Source organism: Tolypothrix sp. FACHB-123 (assembly GCF_014697075.1).
In the GTDB taxonomy this organism is placed as follows: Bacteria; Cyanobacteriota; Cyanobacteriia; order Cyanobacteriales; family Nostocaceae; genus Aulosira.
In genome coordinates this window covers 48,607-66,466 of record NZ_JACJRE010000004.1, presented here as the reverse complement: position 1 = coordinate 66,466, position 17,860 = coordinate 48,607, and the positions used below count along the sequence as shown (strand labels likewise).

The following is a 17,860-nucleotide window of genomic DNA, read 5'->3' as shown; positions in this document are numbered from 1 at the left end:
TGTAAATTTTGTACTTTATTGGGGTTGGCATTTGCCAGCCCTAATTAATCCTACCCGACGAGCGATCGCTTCTCCTTGAGAAGTAAAGGGGCCCCACTGTTCAATAATTTCTGGTTTATCTTCCCCACCATCTAAATTGGTGACTATCTCGCAATAACCAGCAGGACGCTTGACAATATACCAGATTTCTTCAGTTAACTCAGTCATAAACATAATTTCTAATACGGCATTTGTCTTTTTTAACCTCTTGTCTGCCTCACATCCCCAGTCCTAAGACCCAAACTAGATGCCATTAAAGCACAATGCAAACGCCAGAAGATAGAGTTTACAGTTTTTGGGATGTTGTAAAATAAACAATAGAAGGATTCGGGGTACCATTTAACTGGTAAGAAACGCCTATAGAGACTATCTACGGAAATCTCCAAGGTTTAAAGTCCAGCCAGCTGAAACAACTACAGCGGCTGTATCACCAGCGCATACCGGGCGATCGCATCAGTACGTCCGAGTTTTCCCAGCGACTGGCAGCAATCAGTACAGAAATCAATCAGCCTATTTGTGCCTACCTCAACCGTCGCGGACAAGTGATTCGCGTAGGGGTAGGCACGCCACGTCAAACGCAAATCCCGCCGCTAGAATTGCCCCGTTATGGTGCAGAACGACTTAGCGGTATTCGCTGTATAGCCACTCATTTGAAGCCAGAACCGCCCAATGAAGCGGCGCTGACTGCTATGGCTATGCAAAGGTTAGATGCCCTAGTAGTACTAAATATTACGGGAACGGGATTTACCCGCAGAGGCGGAGGCGCTACTGGATACGTCAAAGAAGCTTATTTAGCTCACCTGACACCCCAAGAATCTCAGGCTTTGCTTGCAGTTGGGTCTAGTGGTGTCCCATCTCCCAGATGGAGTTTATCATCGCCTCTGAGTTTGGATGAACTGACGCAGCAAGATTTTCTTGATTTAGTAGAAAATCTAGAAGCTGAATTTCAGCGAGAATTTGTTGCCCAGCAAGTAGATATCGACCACGATCGCGTGCTAATTGTGGGTGTGATGACAGATGAAAAGAGTCACCTAGAATTCCACGATACCCTAGCGGAATTGGCACGCTTAGTAGATACAGCTGGAGGCGATGTTTTACAAACAGTGCAACAAAAGCGATCGCGAATTCATCCCCAAACAGTAGTCGGAGAAGGTAAAGTCCAAGAAGTCGCCCTAACTGCCCAAACTTTAGGGGCCACTCTCGTCGTCTTTGACCGTGACCTCTCACCCGCCCAAGTCCGCAACCTAGAAGCCCAAATTGGCGTTCGGGTAGTCGATCGCACCGAAGTCATCTTGGATATATTTGCCCAACGCGCTCAGTCCCGTGCTGGGAAATTACAAGTAGAACTGGCACAGTTAGAGTATATGCTGCCTCGCCTAACTGGTAGAGGGCAAGCCATGTCTCGCTTAGGTGGTGGTATTGGTACTCGAGGACCTGGTGAAACCAAACTGGAAACTGAACGCCGTGCGATTCAGCGCCGGATTTCGCGATTGCAACAAGAAGTCAACCAGTTGCAAGCCCATCGTTCCCGTTTACGCCAACGCCGACAGCACCGAGAAGTTCCCTCAGTGGCTTTAGTTGGTTATACCAACGCTGGCAAATCCACCTTGCTTAATGCCCTGACTAATGCTGAAGTGTACACAGCAGACCAGCTATTTGCGACTCTTGACCCGACCACGCGCCGTCTAGTAATTCCCCATGCTGAGACAGGTGAAACTCAAGAGATTCTAGTCACCGATACAGTGGGATTTATACACGAATTGCCAGCCCCATTAATGGATGCTTTCCGCGCTACTTTAGAAGAAGTCACAGAAGCTGATGCTTTACTACATCTAGTCGATTTGTCCCATCCAGCATGGTTGAGTCATATTCGCTCAGTTAGAGAAATCCTAGCTCAAATGCCAGTGACTCCAGGCCCAGCATTAGTGGCTTTTAACAAAATCGATCGAGTCAGTAGTGAAACCCTAGCCTTAGCGCGAGAAGAGTTTCCTCTAGCAGTATTTATTTCTGCTAGCCAGCGCTTAGGATTGGAAACCCTACGGCATCGTTTAACCCAGCTGATTCAATACGCCGTTGACTCTCGCTAAATACTAAAAATCTAGTAAATATTGTTTTTTAGTGAAAATGCCGTAGTTATATTTGACTGCGGCATTTTTTATTACTTCACCCACTGTATCCGGTGTTTTCTGCTAAATTTTTCTCAAGGTAGGGTCTACTACTATTTTTCATATACAAGGTTGGGTTTCACGTCGTTTAACCCAACACAGCGTCAAAAATGTTGAGTTTCGTTCACCTACACGGTCTAAGGTTTTTGACGCTAACTAAACCGTATTACTTCAGGAAATAGTAAAAAGTAAGTTATATCATTTTCGACTCAATAACTTGCTTTTATGTATTTTCCGAATTTCTGAAATTTAGTTTTACCAGTAGTTTCTTTTTAGGAATTCTGACTGTAACTAAATCTAATGATTTAAATATCGAAATATTGCCATTGTAGCAACCTTCTGGAAAAGATATCTGTTTATTTACTTAATTTATTTAAATAAAAAAATACTAGTTAATCATACTTAAATCGAAAACTATCCCTAAAAACCGATAGTTAGAAATGTCTAAATTAAATTTTTAATAAAAATTTCAAAACCTATAGACTATTGAGAATTAGGTGTGGCAATTTATATTTATCGCTCACCTAATTGTAATTTTTCAACACTCATTAGCCGCAGATATTTGGTAAAAACCCGAAAAATTCAAAAACTCGGCAATAAATAGTAATAATTTGCTAATTTTTTGGATAATTTAGGTAAAATGATTAGATTTTACGCTCTGGAAAACAAAACCTGAAATTTAAAGGCTTTAAAAGCACAACAAATCCTATGAATATTAAACGCATCTCTACTTTAATTCTGATATCTTTTGGCACTAGTTTAGTGCTTGTTCCATCTGCTCAGGCAGCAGATTTTAAAACAAATGTTAGTCAATCTAACGACCCTAAAGCAAATATTTTGTTACAATCTATTACTCAAAAAGATAAGCAAGGAAAAGACCAGACATTTTCTAATTTTACCTTTGTTAATAGGGTTACTGATCTGAAAAATACTACATACAGCGGTGGTAATAGTGGTGCAGCCAGTACAGATAGAGGTGATAATGCTTCTACACCCAAGAATATACAAGTCTCCGAAGATCCAAAGGCAGATCAAATTGCTGCTTACTTAGGTAACAATAATCTCAACAACATTATTGATACTGAAGACAAAGGGGCTTTTACAATGAACCTTTGGTTTGACACTACTATTAGGCAAGATGCTTCTGGTTTAGATAACCTATTCTTTTGGGAACGGGGTATGAACAGTGATTTGGATATTCAAGCAATTGATGAAAATGGCAATTTACTTGGGAATCTTCTGAACCTGAAGCAGAAGCAGAATCAGCAAAATGCAGGTTACAAGATTGACACAATGGAAATTACTGAGGCTCAAAATGTTGGTTCTTGGGGGGTAAGCCTCAAGCAACTAGGATTAAACGATGAACAAGCTATCAAAGGCATTAAAGGCATTCAAGTAAGTGCTAAAACAACTTACAACGGCCCTGATTTCAAAGTCATCGCTAGAAGTGTACCTGAACCTAGTACAACTGCTGCCCTGGCGGTAGTAGCAATGAGTGCGCTCAAAGTCTTGAACAAGAAGCGCCTAGCAAAAGTTTAAATTATACTCTGTGAGTAAGAAAAAGACGCTTTCAAAATTACAGGCTGGACAAAGCCCAGCCTATCTATTTTTTGCTGGGCTTTAACAATCAAATGGTAATTAAAATTTTCAATTTTATCACTAACCATTTAGTGGAACATAACTTTTGTCGTAACTTTTACGACTAGATAACTAGATTGATGATAGCGGTTAATACTGAAATAGAATTAATATCGCTGAGTAATCACCGTATAGTTGCTGAGGCTACAACTATTTAAACTGGAATAACATCAATTTATTAATAAACCTGGTGCAAAGATGCAATTAGTCAAGAGTCTATAGCTAACAATCTATCGACTATTGACTAACCTTTATTTGTGTAGGAATAAAATTATTGTGACTTTTAACGTAACTCAAGGGCAGTATATAGTAGCAAAGGTCTAAAATTAAGAATATTAAAACTAATCGAGGAAGTTATGGCGGCAAAAGTAGAAATTTATACCTGGAGGACTTGCCCATTTTGTATCCGCGCTAAAAATTTGCTAAATAAAAAGGGTGTTGAATTTACTGAATACAGCATCGATGGTGATGAGGAAGCAAGGGATAAAATGGCTGAAAGAGCAAATGGAAGACGCTCTTTGCCTCAAATTTTCATTAACGACTATCATGTTGGTGGTTGTGATGACATTCATGCTTTAGAACGTCAAGGCAAGCTTGATGAGTTGCTTACCTCTGCCAATAGCGTATAGATCCATGATTTATGAAAATTACGCTTTATTTACCACGTCAGTAAGTGGAAATCAGTCTGAACATCAAGGGATAATGTAAATTGAATAACTTTAAATTTCCTGGTGCTTGAGGCAAAAAGCGTGAAACTAGCTTTTATCATCGATCCCATCCATCAGCTCGATCCATGTCACGATACTAGTGTTGCCTTAATGGAAGCAGCGCAAATACTCGGACATGAAGTGTGGATAACGCAGGCTAATCTGTTGAGTGTAGTAGAGGGAAAAGCCTGGGCTATTTTACAGCGCGTAGAAATTACTCCAGTTCAACTGGTGGAAGGACGCTATTTTGCAGCAAATCCTTGGTACAAGTTGAGCAATGCAGAAAGCTTGTTGACTTGCTTGGAAACAATGGATGCTGTTTTTATGCGGACAGATCCACCAGTAAATGATGCTTACCTCTATGCAACTTACATTTTGGATTACATCGACCAAAACAAAACCTTAGTTATTAACAGTCCCAAAGGTATCCGAGGTGCGAACGAAAAAATGTATGCCCTCCAGTTTACCGATGTAATTCCCGAAACTATTGTCAGTGCTGATAAGCAGGTTATCCGTGAATTTGTGGAAACAAAAGGCGCGGCTGTGCTCAAACCACTAGGTAACAAAGCTGGGGAAGGGATTTTATTTTTACAACCAAGCGATCGCAATTTTAACTCTATTGTGGAACTAAGTACTTTTCAAGGTCGAGTACCAGTTATGGTGCAAACCTACTTACCACAAGCAAAAGAGGGAGATAAGAGAATAATTCTGTTGAATGGTGAACCAATAGGAGCCCTCAATCGCTTGTCTAGTGGTAGCGACTTTCGCAATAACATGGCTGCTGGGGGTACAGTTGCTCAAACTGAAATTACCCCCAGAGAGCAAGAAATTTGTAGACAAGTAGCAGAAAAGTTACGCCAAGACGGCTTAATTTTTGTAGGTATTGATGTTATTGGCGGTTATCTAACTGAAGTTAACGTCACTAGTCCCACTGGAGTTCGCGAAATCGACAGACTAGATGGTACTAACCTTGGTCATCAAGTAGTTCAATGGGTTGAACAAACTCTACAACTTCAGACATCACAAGTATGAAAAAGTGAGTGGGGAGATATGAAGACGTAGAGAAATCACTAATGAAAACTGAAAACTGAATATTAATAAAAATAATTTAGTTTCTTTAGTTTTTAGTTTCTTTGCCTTCTACTCTACGGGAAGCCTATACCTATGTAATTTACTGATTCACAGCGAGAATTTATACAAGTGAGAGCATTTGAAGTTGGGCTAGTCTTCCCGAATTTCAGACAAATACTTATGGGATCAAAATCAGCAGAGACCTTAGTTGATAATTTACATCTTCGCTGTTTTATCCCAAACAGGATTCAGGACACCTGAGCCAGTAGACTCCTGCCCATGTTCATGAGGTTTGTGCTTAGGGTTGAGTAATTTCGTCACTAATGAGCAATTTTAGTGCCAGAAGCGAAATAGCTTATCCTTGGCTGGAATAAACTTGACACCTAACCCTTTATATACAGTCTTGAGTTCGACCTGAGAATTCCAATTCCATCTCAAATTTACAATTAAGCGATCGCTTAATTTTTTGGTTGGTTGCGTCGCCGTTGCAGAAAATCGGGAATATCTAAGACAGGTTTTTCTTTGGGTTCTGGGATTGGCGCAGGCGGACTAGCAGATGGTGGCTGTTGTGAAACAGGTCTTCTAGCTGGAGGTGTTGTGACTCTTGTATTGGCAACTGTTTGTTGTGGTGCTGCTTGTGGTTCACCTGTAAAACCGGTTGCAATTACAGTAATCCGGACTTCACCTTGGAGCCTATCATCAATCACTGCACCAAAAATAATATTGGCGTTGGGATCAACTACTTCATAAATTGTTTCCGCCGCAGCATTGACTTCATGCAAGGTGAGGTCACTACCACCAGTAATGTTGAAAACAACTCCTCTAGCTCCTTCAATAGAACATTCTAATAATGGCGAAGAAATAGCCGCGATCGCTGCTTCTCTAGCTCGTGATTTCCCAGAACTAACTCCAATTCCCATCAATGCCGAGCCTGCATCTGCCATCACTGCTCTGACATCAGCAAAGTCAACGTTGACTAAGCCAGGGATCGTAATGATATCGGAAATGCCTTGTACCCCTTGACGCAGGACATCATCTGCATAGCGGAAAGCTTCTTGTACGGGTGTTTGTTCGGGGATCACTTCTAAGAGTTTATTGTTAGGGATAATAATCAGGGTATCCACTCTACTTTTGAGACCTTCAATTCCTTGCTCTGCTTGACTAGTACGGCGTCTTCCTTCAAAGACAAAGGGACGTGTCACTACGCCAACAGTCAGCGCACCCATTTCTTTAGCTACTTCTGCAACTATCGGCGCTGCACCAGTTCCCGTACCACCTCCCATACCAGCCGTGATAAATACTAAGTCAGCTCCTTCTAGAGCTGTAGCAATTTCGTCCCTTGACTCCTCTGCTGCTTTTTGACCAATAGCAGGATTCCCGCCTGCACCTAAACCGCGAGTCAGTTTCTGCCCAATTTGCAACCGGCTGGGAGCACCAGCTAAGGTAAGAGCTTGGGCATCTGTATTAATTGACCAAAACTCCACGCCACTGACATCAGACTCAATCATACGGTTAACAGCATTACCACCACCGCCACCCACACCAATCACTTTGATGTTGGCAACTCTACCTGGAACAATTTCACCAATGCGGTTATTTTCAGCGGTCATCTTTTTACCGTCATGATTCTGTCCAAAGTTTAGCCCTGAATGATTAAAAGGATTGGTTGAGTTAACAGCCAGTGAGAACCCTGACTGTCCCACTGATTGGGAATTTTTATAGGTAAGCCCTTGGTTATTATCAAGTGTCATTGGATTTGTGAAAGGTAGATAAACGACTTTTTCAGGTGTTACTCACCTAAGAGTCAACTATAGTTTGACACTGCCATAAATCATGACAGTGTTCTTTATTGTTCTCACTACTTCCAACCCTAACAGGATTGTCAGTGCGAAATTTCGCTACGGCATCAGCCAAGAACGCAGCCGATCGCACAACTAGTTCTAGAGAAGTATACCTATATTTACTTAAAAATGATCTGTATAACTTCAGGCAATGATTAATATTTTCACTGTTAGGTTGGTAATTGAGCTTGGTTTGAATTTGCTGTTTCCAATGGTTTTCCCCCGTGATTACTAATAATTTATATCGGTCACTAATTTTACAACTTACAGTATTGATTTTTTTTCTGGCGATCGCCACCCTAACAATGTTAATTTTGTATATTTTATAATCTCCTTTCAAAGAAAAATACTGGTTAAATAAATTCTTACCAATATTAAATTTGACTGACTCACAAATATGTAAGTATCTAAATATACATGAACTTACAATACAAGTGGCTCTACACCCAAAATTACACTCAGACAGCACAACTTGTAAAGACACATCATCAGGTATTTTGTCTGATTTGAGAATATTTTTAATAGGTTTCACCATTGGCGATGATTGCACCTGATTACACAAAATTTGCCCTCTACTTAACCTGTGTTTAGATTACTTGTCAATTGATAGCAAACTCCAATTGATTAGCTGTTTAGCTTGTTAACTGACATTGGTTGGAGAAATATTCTACCTTATAGAAATCGTTACTGGTGTTGCTGGCACAAATATCGCAAAACATATGTCAAACTTCAGATAGTTGAGGGTAATGAGAAAATTTACGCCAAGTTTTCACCAAACAAAGCTGACGACACCCAAAGCACAGTTTCTCGATACACCAAGGAAGTTGCAACCCCTCTTGGGAAATATGTTTGTACCCATGATTTATAGCATTACTCAGCGTTGATTCTGCGGTAAGCCATTATTTGAGTATCTACACCCGTATCCTGTTTTTATAAGTTAGATATTAATGAGAAACTCACAAATTGTGCTGTTGGAGAACCTGGATATCTGGAAAAATTGCGTAGGCAAAAAGCATATCCATGCCAGAATCCACCATCAGTCTTGCGAAAATTTTCTACCTTATGACTAAATGTTAGGCTAAAAACAGCGTTGCTTTTACTTACTAAAGCAGGTTTTGTGAATTTCCCTCTCATGTTATTGAGCCGTTAACCCCAATTGCTGTGTGCGGTATGGGAATCTAAAAAAATAATAAATATATCAATCACCATAAAATTTTTCATTACTTCAGAACCTGATGTGTATTCAGTCTGGAAGATATTGTTAAGGAGTGCGGAAATTGACTTTTAACTTTTTATGGTTCAATTGTACTAAAGGATTATCGGGATTTTGGATGTTAATGTATTCTATTTGGCTAGAATTCAACTTACTAGGTAAATGGCGCATTTGAGCTAGTGTCTTAATTTGTTCAGTTAAATGGGGACTAGGTGGGCCAAGATGTACATTACCTAGTTCTGTTTTCAAAATTAAATTTGTGGGATCTTGGCAATCGATTTCCATAACTTTTACAGAACTTTGACTTACAGACAGATACAGTTGAGTCCAGTAAGGTAGATATTGTTCTGGCTTGCCAATCACTTTGAGACTAGGTAATTTGCCAGTAGAATTCAGCGATCTGTATTTTTCTAAAGGCATCAAAACTCCATTAGCATCTATTAAACCCACAGATGCTAGTCTATTGGTATTAGCAGTATTTATGCTGTGCTCAGTTTGTACAATTGCTACAGGTACTCTTTCCTGGATTTCAATAATTAATCCTGGAGGAAACAGACGACGCGTCACAATTGCTTGGGCAATAGTAGGTTGTCGTTTTAAAGAGTCTGCGATCGCTGCGGGTTGAATTCGCCATAGAGACTGAGGATAGGATAGTCCTAGCAATGAATGCATCGTCTCTTCTGACAGTGATTGATTACCTGATTTCACCGCAACTTGACTTGGAGAGTTGAGCACCCACATTGGTTGGATTGCTATCCAAAGCAAACATCCTGCCAGACTACTAATAGCAAAGGTTCGCCAAATAGCCTGAATAATTTTCATCTGCTGATGTCGCCGAAGTTTTTGACGACGTTGGGCTAAATCCATACGAGAAACTGATACTAAGCCAGCCATGAAAACCTCTGTGTGGGTTCATTCAAAATTATTGATACCCCAGGAAGGGTGAATTAATTTTAGTAAACTCTGTTGGCATCTTGTAGCCTTTCTTCTCAAGACTTTTTTCACTTTTGAGTAACACTTTACAGCAACCACAATAGGATTGTGGCACGAGGAACTCTGAATCGAAAAGTTAGCGCTGCCAATTTTAAACCCCATGTAACCTTTTGACTGTAGGGTGATAGCCATTATCTGCCAAAAAAGCTACAGTAAACGACTGAGAACATTTAATTTATATGTATAATGGTTTTCTTGCTTATAAGTATTAATACTCTAAAAACACGAGGATAATGATTGCTGGTTGTTGAGTTCTGAACTCATTTGTTTTTGCTACTGACAACTGACAACTTCCCCTAAGTGTCAAGCCTTCTGTTTGCAGAGACGCTGAATGTGTAGCGAAGGTATCAGAAGCCGAAGGGAGACAACTGACTGCAATGTAGGAACAACCTTGCCGCTTCTTAAAGGAGTAGGTTTCTCCTTGCCTTAGATGAATAACATATAAGTGCTTTTTAAAACATATAGACATCTGAGTTTTTTTTGCAGATAATTACAAATTATTAATTTAAATATAAATATTCTTTTATTTTGTCTTGACAAGAAATACACAAAATGCTAACTATATCATCTGTAAGCAAATAGTAACTTTTTTTACATATAAACTCCGCTATCAGGCTGGATGCCTAATCAAGTAAAGGCCAGAGATTGTCAAAAGCTCAGTAGCAGCTGTAAAAAGGACAGATACACTTAACGTATAAGGAAGAACTGGCTTTATCACACCCTACTGACAGTTGCTGACAGGGATGTCTTCTCTTCTCCTTCCCTTCGGGACGCTACGCGAACGGAGACGCTGACGCGAACGCCAATGACAACTCCTTTGGAGAACGCGCTTCGAGATCTGTCTTCCACAAGACAAAAATTGTCAATCCATCACTTGCGTACCTCTATATTGGATAGAGATTTTTCCATAGTAAAAGATACAAATAAAACCAGAGTTAAATCTACATCTGCATCTATATGAGAACGACACTAAATTTGTCACGGTTTTATAAAGCATGTAACCCTAGCTACACCCTAAATATGAGCGAGGTACTGGATAAACAGTACTATATAGATTTTTCTGATGTACGTGGTTGCAAGATAGTTGAAGAATTACAACGTACTATTACTCGGATTTCTCCCGATGAGCCAACTTGTCAGTTATTTACAGGTCATATTGGTTGTGGGAAATCTACAGAATTACAGCGTCTTAAAGCAGAGTTGGAAGTAGCAGGATTTCATGTAGTTTACTTTGAATCCAGTCAAGATCTGGATATGGCGGATATCGATATCAGTGATATTTTGCTGAGCGTAGCCCGTCAAGTCAGTGTCAGTTTAGAAAAAATTGGCATCAAGCTCAAACCAGGTTACTTTATCAACCTATTCAAAGAAATCGGGGATTTTTTACAGACCCCCATAGAATTATCAGCACAAGCAGAATTATCTTTAGGCATTGCGAAAATTACTGCCAAAACCAAAGATAGCGCCCAGATGCGCAATCAATTAAGACAATATTTAGAGCCACGTACTAACAGCATTTTGCAAGCCATTAATGAGGAAATTTTAGAAAAAGCTGTTGAACAGCTCAAGCAACGCGGTCAAAAAGGCTTAGTAGTTATTGTTGATAATCTAGATCGGGTAGATATGCGACCTGTAGCATCTGGACGTACACAACCAGAATATCTATTTATCGACCGAGGAGAGCAGCTACGCCGACTCAAATGCCATTTAGTCTACACAATTCCCCTAGCCTTAATTTTTTCCAATGAATACGAGACTTTGAAAAATCGCCTAGGAGGAGGAATTGCACCCAAAGTTTTACCAATGGTATTGGTGCGCCAAAGAAATGGTGAAGACTCAGAACCAGGAATGTCACTTTTGCGCCAACTTGTCTTAGCTAGAGCCTTTCCAGAAATTCCTTGGAATGAGAGACCTTCATTAATTACAGATTTATTCGATCGCCAAGACACCCTATGTCGGATATGCCGTGTTAGTGGTGGTCACATTCGTAACTTATTAGGTCTGCTTTACAGTTGCTTACAAAGACAAGATCCACCTTTCTCTAGAGAATGCTTAGAAGCAGTCATTAAAGACTACCGGGACGACCTACTCTTAGCTATTGATGAATATCAGTGGAAATTACTATTTGAAGTAGTACAGCAGCAAAGTGTCAAAGGCGAATCCGACTACCAAAGCTTACTACGCAGTATGTATCTGTTTGAATACCGAGATCCTCAAGGGCGTTGGTTTGGTATTAGTCCAGCATTAGCAGAAACAGAAAAAGTCCTGACTTGGCAGCAAAATAAATAAGCAATTCAAATCAGTAATTCAAAAACTATTGTGAAAAAATTTGCTACAAAAAGAAACCATACCCACTTGTTATTTTACCTGCAACCGTCCAACAGACATTGATAAGTTGGCAGGGCGCATAACAAAAGTGTAGCGGTGTCCCAATGCTCCTTCGTCACTACTTGTGGCCTGATTTACGCCACACTGTACCAGCTACTCGTTGTAATTGTTCCCAAAATGCAAAACCTAGCATCGCTAAGTATTTCGGCTGCTTAATGTGTAATTTTTTCTTCTTTTATAGCCCTGGTTTTATTTATGACAAAGTGGCAATTCACAGCAGCTATCGTCAATGACAATCAACATGCTCTACAAAGGATGATTCGGGCAATTAAGCTCTCTAAAGGCCAATTCGCCCTAATTTTAGTCCGATGTAATTATGGGCAATTACGCGAGCAAATGTTGGGCAATCTCCGTTTACTGACTAAAGATATATATATCCGAGAAATATTTCTGCCACCCTCAACGAATGCTTTACATACGCAAATAATTACAGAACTGTTTTTAGATCATCCTGTGGTAGCCAAAGACGCTTTGCCATCAGCAGTGATGGTTTTTGGACTTGAGTCAATTTTGGCTCTGGATAACTTTCTAGCTGGTGTGAATCAAGCCAGAGATATATACGCTGCCACTTTTCCCTTTCCACTAATATTTTGGCTACAAGATGAAGTAGCATCAATGCTATCGAGATTAGCCCCTGATTTTAAAAGTTGGGCGGCAACTACAATTAAATTTGAACTAGCTAAAGAATATTTAATTGCTTTAGTTCGCCAAGAAACCGAATCTTTATTTGCTAAAGTTTTAGAAGCTGGTGCCGATAAATTTTTATCTAATGATGCGCTTGATTTAGCTCCTAAATCACAAAATCGTCGAGAAATTGAGTCAGCAAGGAATGATTTACTGCGTCTATATGGAGTTAAATTAGAACCAGAATTAGAAGCCAGCTTAGAATTTGTTTTAGGTCGTGATGAATACGCTAACGATCAAATTGATAGTGCTTTATTTCATTATCAAAGAAGCTTGGAACTGTGGCAACAGGTAGGTTCTGAAGAAAGTGGATTTGGAGATTTACAGGAGAATTTGGAAGTATATTCTCCCCACCCGCCAAGACTAGCTTCACCACCACTTCTGCGACAAGCAGTAGTTGTTTTCCATCTAGGCTTGTGTTATCGCCGCATGGCTGACTTATACCAAGGTGCTGATAGTAAATACTGGCAAGATGCGCTTTTGTGGTTTAGGAAATGTCTAGAGATATTAGAAGAAGCACAAAGACAAGATTTAGTAGCCAAATTTATCTTACCTGCTTGCGAAATGCTGCAACGCTTACAAGAGTGGGAGGATTTAGAGGAATTAGCGCAAAAGTCATTAAAGCTGCATGAAAATTATGGTAATCAGGCACAAATTGCCCAAGATTATGGCTTTTTAGCAGATGTGGCGGCTTCTCAATCTAATTGGGTACTAGCTCATGAATTAGCAAATACAGCACTTTCGATAGCAGAACAGGCGACAGAAGTTTCCCGGCGACAGGAAAGTTGGTATTTGTTATTGCTAGCGCGCACACAGAGACATCTTGGTGAGTGGGAAGAAGCAATTAATAATCTAGAATGGGCAAAAGTAGTGTGCGAGTTACAGTATGAGCCATCACTGTATTTGGAAATTTTAGAAGAGTTGCGATCGCTCTACTTTGTTGAACGTCACGATTATACAGAAGCCTTTAGCCTCAAACAAGAAAAAATTCAAATAGAGCATCAATACGGCTTTCGCGCTTTCATTGGGGCGAGTCAATTGCAGCCACAACGCTACCGAATTAACCCTGTACTAGAGCCGCAAACAATACCCTTTATCCCGGAAGAAGTCGCCCAAGAAATCGCTGCTTCTGGACGCCAACAAGATGTTAATCGTTTAATTGAACGCATTACTCGCGCTGACTACAAACTGACAGTCATTCACGGGCCATCAGGTGTAGGTAAAAGCTCAATTCTCAAAGCAGGTTTAGTCCCAGCTTTAAAAGGAAAATTCATCGGCGAACGGATTCCTTTACCAATTGTTTTATCCGTGTATACGGATTGGGTGACAGCATTGGGACGCAGCGTCAATCAAGTACTGGCGGAAACAGAAATATCTGCTGCTGTAGAAATTACCCCAACTATACTTATTGAAAAACTTCGCTTAGCATCTGAACGCAATCACACAATTATCATTATTTTTGACCAGTTTGAAGAATTTTTCTTTATCAGCACTTCCCCGGAAAAGAAAATTCAATTTTATAAATTTTTTAGTGAATGTTTAAATATTGCCTTTGTAAAGATAATTTTAGCTATTCGGGAAGATTATTTACATTATTTATTAGAATTTGAACGATTGAGTAAAGAAAATAGTGATGGTTTATACGATCTCGGTATCATTAATAAAAACATCTTAGATAAAGATATTCGCTATTTTCTCGGAAAATTTAACAGTAATGATGCGATTAATATCATCAAAAGTTTAACCCAACGTTCTCATTATGAAATCACTGATGAATTGATTAATCAGTTAGTTCACGATTTAGCAGAAGAAGTAGATGAAGTACATCCAATTGAACTACAAATAGTCGGCGCACAACTACAAACAGAAAATATTACTACTCTGGCACAATACAAACTCTGTGGTGGCTCAACAAAACTAGTAGAACGCTGGCTTGAGGAAGTGATCAAAGATTGTGGACAAGAAAATGAAGAGCGGAGTTGGAAACTATTATTTGAATTAACCGATGAAAAAGGCACAAGACCACTCAAAACAAAAGCTGATTTGTCCGCTGCTCTAGGAAAGAATTCGGCGACGATGTCTGATGTTGATTCGTCTTGGGAATTTATCTTAGAAATTTTGGTAGGTTCAGGATTAATTTTACGAGAGCCAGAAGAATTAGGCGATCGCTATCAACTGGTTCATGATTACTTAGTTGAACCAATCCGCCAAAAAAATAACTATGGCATGGTCGCTGAACTAGAAAAAGTTAGATTTGAAAAAGACCGAGCAGAAGTAGCGCAAAAGCTTTCTCAAGAACAGCTGAATTTGGTTTTACAACGGCGATTGCGAGAAGCCCGGATTGCAGGCGGAGCGCTGGCAATCATGGCAGGGTCAATAGCAGTATTATGGTGGCAAGCTGATTTACAGAAAAGAGCTGCCATTCTCCAAAGTTTCAGGGCAGAACGTAGTGAAACTAACTTTAAAATCAGTGCTATTACTGCTGCTAGCGAAGCTTTATTTGTCTCAAATAAAGAATTTGATGCCTTACTAGAAAGTTTACGAGCTTGGAAAAGGCTAAAGCTAGCAGAAGGAGTGCAACCAGAAACGAAAATGCGCGTGGTAACAGCCCTACAACAAGCTGTTTATGGTGTCAAAGAGCAAAATCGTTTAGAAGGGCACAGTGATATTGTCTGGGGTGTAGCTTTCAGCCCTGATGGTCAGTTGTTAGCGTCAGTTAGTACAGACAAAACAATCAAACTTTGGCGTTCTAACGGAACTTTGCTGCAAACCCTCACTGGTCATACCAATGCTGTTAACAGCGTCAGCTTTAGCCCAGATGGTCAGACTTTAGCTTCTGTCAGCTTAGATAAAACTGTGCTGCTCTGGCGCAAAAATCCTGTGACAGGTGAATTTGGCCCAAAGCCATCCAAAATTTTGGAAGGGCATGGAGATTGGGTTTATAGTGTGAGTTTTAGTCCTGATGGTGAGTTATTAGCCACTGCTAGTAAGGATGCAACCATTAAACTCTGGGATCACAATGGCAATTTAGTCAAAGTCCTCAGGGGACATCGAGGGTGGGTGAACTGGGTTACTTTCAGCCCTGACGGTAAATTGATTGCCTCAGCTAGCGAAGACAAAACACTGAAAATTTGGCGAACAGATGGCACCTTAGTAAGTACCTTGCAAGGACATAAAGAAGGTGTCATGGCTGTCGCTTTTAGCCCCAACGGTCAATTATTGGCATCTGGGGGTAGAGATAAAATCATCAAACTTTGGCGTAGAGAACGCAACAGTAGTAAAGAAGGTTTTCATTTTCGTCCTAGTAAAACCTTACAACAGGATAGCAAGACGATTTGGAGCCTGAACTTTAGTTCTGATGGTCAAAAGTTGGCATCTGGCAGTGATGATAACAGTATTAATCTTTGGAGTATCACAGGCACTTTATTGGAGACTTTTAAAGGGCATAGTGATGCTGTTTCTAGTGTGGCCTTTAGCCCAGATAACAAACTCCTAGCATCAGCCAGTTATGACAAAAGCGTCAAATTATGGCGTTTAGATGCGCCAAGACTACCAATCCTCAAAGGACATGAGGATAAAGTTTTAAGTGTCGCTTGGAGTCCCGATGGTCAGATGTTAGCTTCTGGCAGTCGCGATAGCACCATCAAACTCTGGCAGCGAGATACTAAAAGCGATAAAGTCAAAACTCATCTCTACAAAACCTTAGTAGGACATCTAGATAAAGTTCCTAGTGTAAGTTTTGATCCTCAAGGTGAGATGCTAGCCTCCGCCAGTTATGACAAAACTGTGAAATTGTGGCGGCGTGACGGTACTTTATGGAAAACACTCTCAGGGCATAACGATAGTGTGATGAGCGTCAATTTTAGCCCTGATGGTGAGCTATTAGCCTCAGCTGGTAAAGATAAGACGATCAAACTTTGGAGCCGTGATGGTCGCTTGCTGACAACTTTGGTGGGACATAAAAGATGGGTAAATAACGTTAATTTCAGCCCTGATGGTCAAATGTTAGCTTCAGCTAGCGACGATCAAACTATCAAACTGTGGCGGCGCGATGGAACTTTGCTCACAACTTTCTCACCTCAAGATAGTTGGGTATTAGGTGTAAGCTTTAGTCCTGATGGTCAAACACTAGCTTCTGCTAGTTGGGATAATACAGTGAAGTTATGGCAGCAGGATGGTACTTTGTTAAAAACCATGTTAAAGGGCTATAGCGATAGCGTTAACGCTGTGACTTTCAGTCCTAATGGTGAATTACTAGCTGCTGCTAGCTGGGATCGTACAGTCAAACTCTGGAGCCGTGAGGGCAAATTGATCAAAACTTTGACTGGGCATAAGGGAGCAGTATTAAGTGTCAGCTTTAGTCCTGATGGTCAAACACTAGCTTCGGCTAGCGATGACAATACTATTATTCTCTGGAATTTGAATATTGACGATTTATTGCTGCGTGGTTGTAACTGGGTGGATGATTACCTTAAGCACAATCGCAATGTCGATCAGCGCGATCGCTCTCTTTGTCAGGGTATCATTCATAAGCCCTAGTACTATACATAAAATTGCTAATTATGCAAGTAGTTATGAGTTATGGGTGTGAGGTGCAAACCGCAATCGGATTAATACCCAAAACTCAAAACTTAATGACTAGCTTACCAGCTACAAGAGCGATCGCTATTAACTAGTCCATCACTATTTTCCTCGCTGATGCCGTCTGGGAGTAAATTCGCTAAAAAAGCTTGCAGCTTCATCCGCTCAATATAAGGCCAACCGCCCTCAGACTCAATATCTTTCAGTAACGAGTAAAGCTGCTGACGGTTGTCGGGTAACGTTTCTTGAAAAGCGCCATCGCGGATTTCTCGGTGCAACTGCTCTAACTGTCGCAGCAGCGCCAAAATAGCTATCGAATTTCCTTGACAACTTTGTACTGCATCATCCACTGTAGTTGCGATCGTTGCTAATTTAGAAGCCAATTTCTCTGTATCTAAGCTTCTGTCGTTGTTCATTCCAGCTTTTTCCTAAAATTCAAGTCTACTCAAATTTACCGGAGATTTTTGGCTTTTATTAGCGAGTGTCTTTTTGGTAGTTGTGTCTTGACTGTTTCTATAAGGGCAGACTCCAGACAGATTA

The 17,860-nt window shown here is 40.4% G+C and carries 10 protein-coding genes; 6 read left to right on the top strand and 4 right to left on the bottom strand.

What is annotated here, in order from left to right; genetic code table 11:
* Positions 1-15 precede the first annotated feature (15 nt).
* On the bottom strand, positions 16-207 hold the full coding sequence (locus H6G41_RS04090; protein ID WP_190743855.1) for a DDE transposase family protein: 192 nt from the start codon (positions 205-207) through the stop codon (positions 16-18).
* A gap of 191 nt (positions 208-398) precedes the next feature.
* Between H6G41_RS04090 and hflX the strand changes: the two genes are divergently transcribed.
* From hflX to gshB, 4 genes are all read left to right on the top strand, one after another.
* Entirely contained in the window at positions 399-2,126 is a 1,728-nt protein-coding gene (gene hflX, locus H6G41_RS04085) for a GTPase HflX (protein ID WP_190744095.1), read from the top strand.
* A 786-nt stretch (positions 2,127-2,912) separates the two neighbouring features.
* Entirely contained in the window at positions 2,913-3,743 is an 831-nt protein-coding gene (locus H6G41_RS04080) for an exosortase-dependent surface protein XDP2 (RefSeq protein WP_190743853.1), read from the top strand.
* A 455-nt stretch (positions 3,744-4,198) separates the two neighbouring features.
* Positions 4,199-4,471 (top strand): glutaredoxin 3, encoded by a 273-nt coding sequence (grxC, locus tag H6G41_RS04075; protein WP_190743851.1) that lies wholly within the window; start codon positions 4,199-4,201, stop codon positions 4,469-4,471.
* A 120-nt stretch (positions 4,472-4,591) separates the two neighbouring features.
* Positions 4,592-5,581: a glutathione synthase gene (gshB, locus tag H6G41_RS04070; RefSeq protein ID WP_190743849.1), complete on the top strand. Its 990-nt coding sequence runs from the start codon at positions 4,592-4,594 to the stop codon at positions 5,579-5,581.
* 497 nt (positions 5,582-6,078) lie between these two features.
* On the opposite strand, the gene ftsZ is transcribed toward gshB, so the two are convergent.
* Both ftsZ and H6G41_RS04060 read right to left on the bottom strand, forming a co-directional pair.
* Positions 6,079-7,371 carry a cell division protein FtsZ gene (ftsZ, locus tag H6G41_RS04065; RefSeq protein WP_190743847.1) on the bottom strand — a complete coding sequence of 431 codons (1,293 nt, stop codon included), beginning with the start codon at positions 7,369-7,371 and terminating at the stop codon, positions 6,079-6,081.
* A gap of 1,351 nt (positions 7,372-8,722) precedes the next feature.
* Complete coding sequence (locus tag H6G41_RS04060) at positions 8,723-9,568, bottom strand: FtsQ-type POTRA domain-containing protein (protein WP_190743845.1); 846 nt, start codon at positions 9,566-9,568, stop codon at positions 8,723-8,725.
* A 1,056-nt stretch (positions 9,569-10,624) separates the two neighbouring features.
* On the opposite strand from H6G41_RS04060, the gene H6G41_RS04055 reads away from it, so the two are divergent.
* Positions 10,625-11,956: a P-loop NTPase fold protein gene (locus H6G41_RS04055; RefSeq protein ID WP_190743843.1), complete on the top strand. Its 1,332-nt coding sequence runs from the start codon at positions 10,625-10,627 to the stop codon at positions 11,954-11,956.
* A 294-nt stretch (positions 11,957-12,250) separates the two neighbouring features.
* Positions 12,251-17,278, top strand: coding sequence for a hypothetical protein (locus tag H6G41_RS04050; RefSeq protein ID WP_190743841.1), 5,028 nt, complete (start codon positions 12,251-12,253; stop codon positions 17,276-17,278).
* 104 nt (positions 17,279-17,382) lie between these two features.
* Here H6G41_RS04050 and H6G41_RS04045 read toward each other — a convergent pair whose 3' ends face one another.
* Positions 17,383-17,736 carry a hypothetical protein gene (locus tag H6G41_RS04045; RefSeq protein ID WP_190743839.1) on the bottom strand — a complete coding sequence of 118 codons (354 nt, stop codon included), beginning with the start codon at positions 17,734-17,736 and terminating at the stop codon, positions 17,383-17,385.
* Positions 17,737-17,860 lie beyond the last annotated feature (124 nt).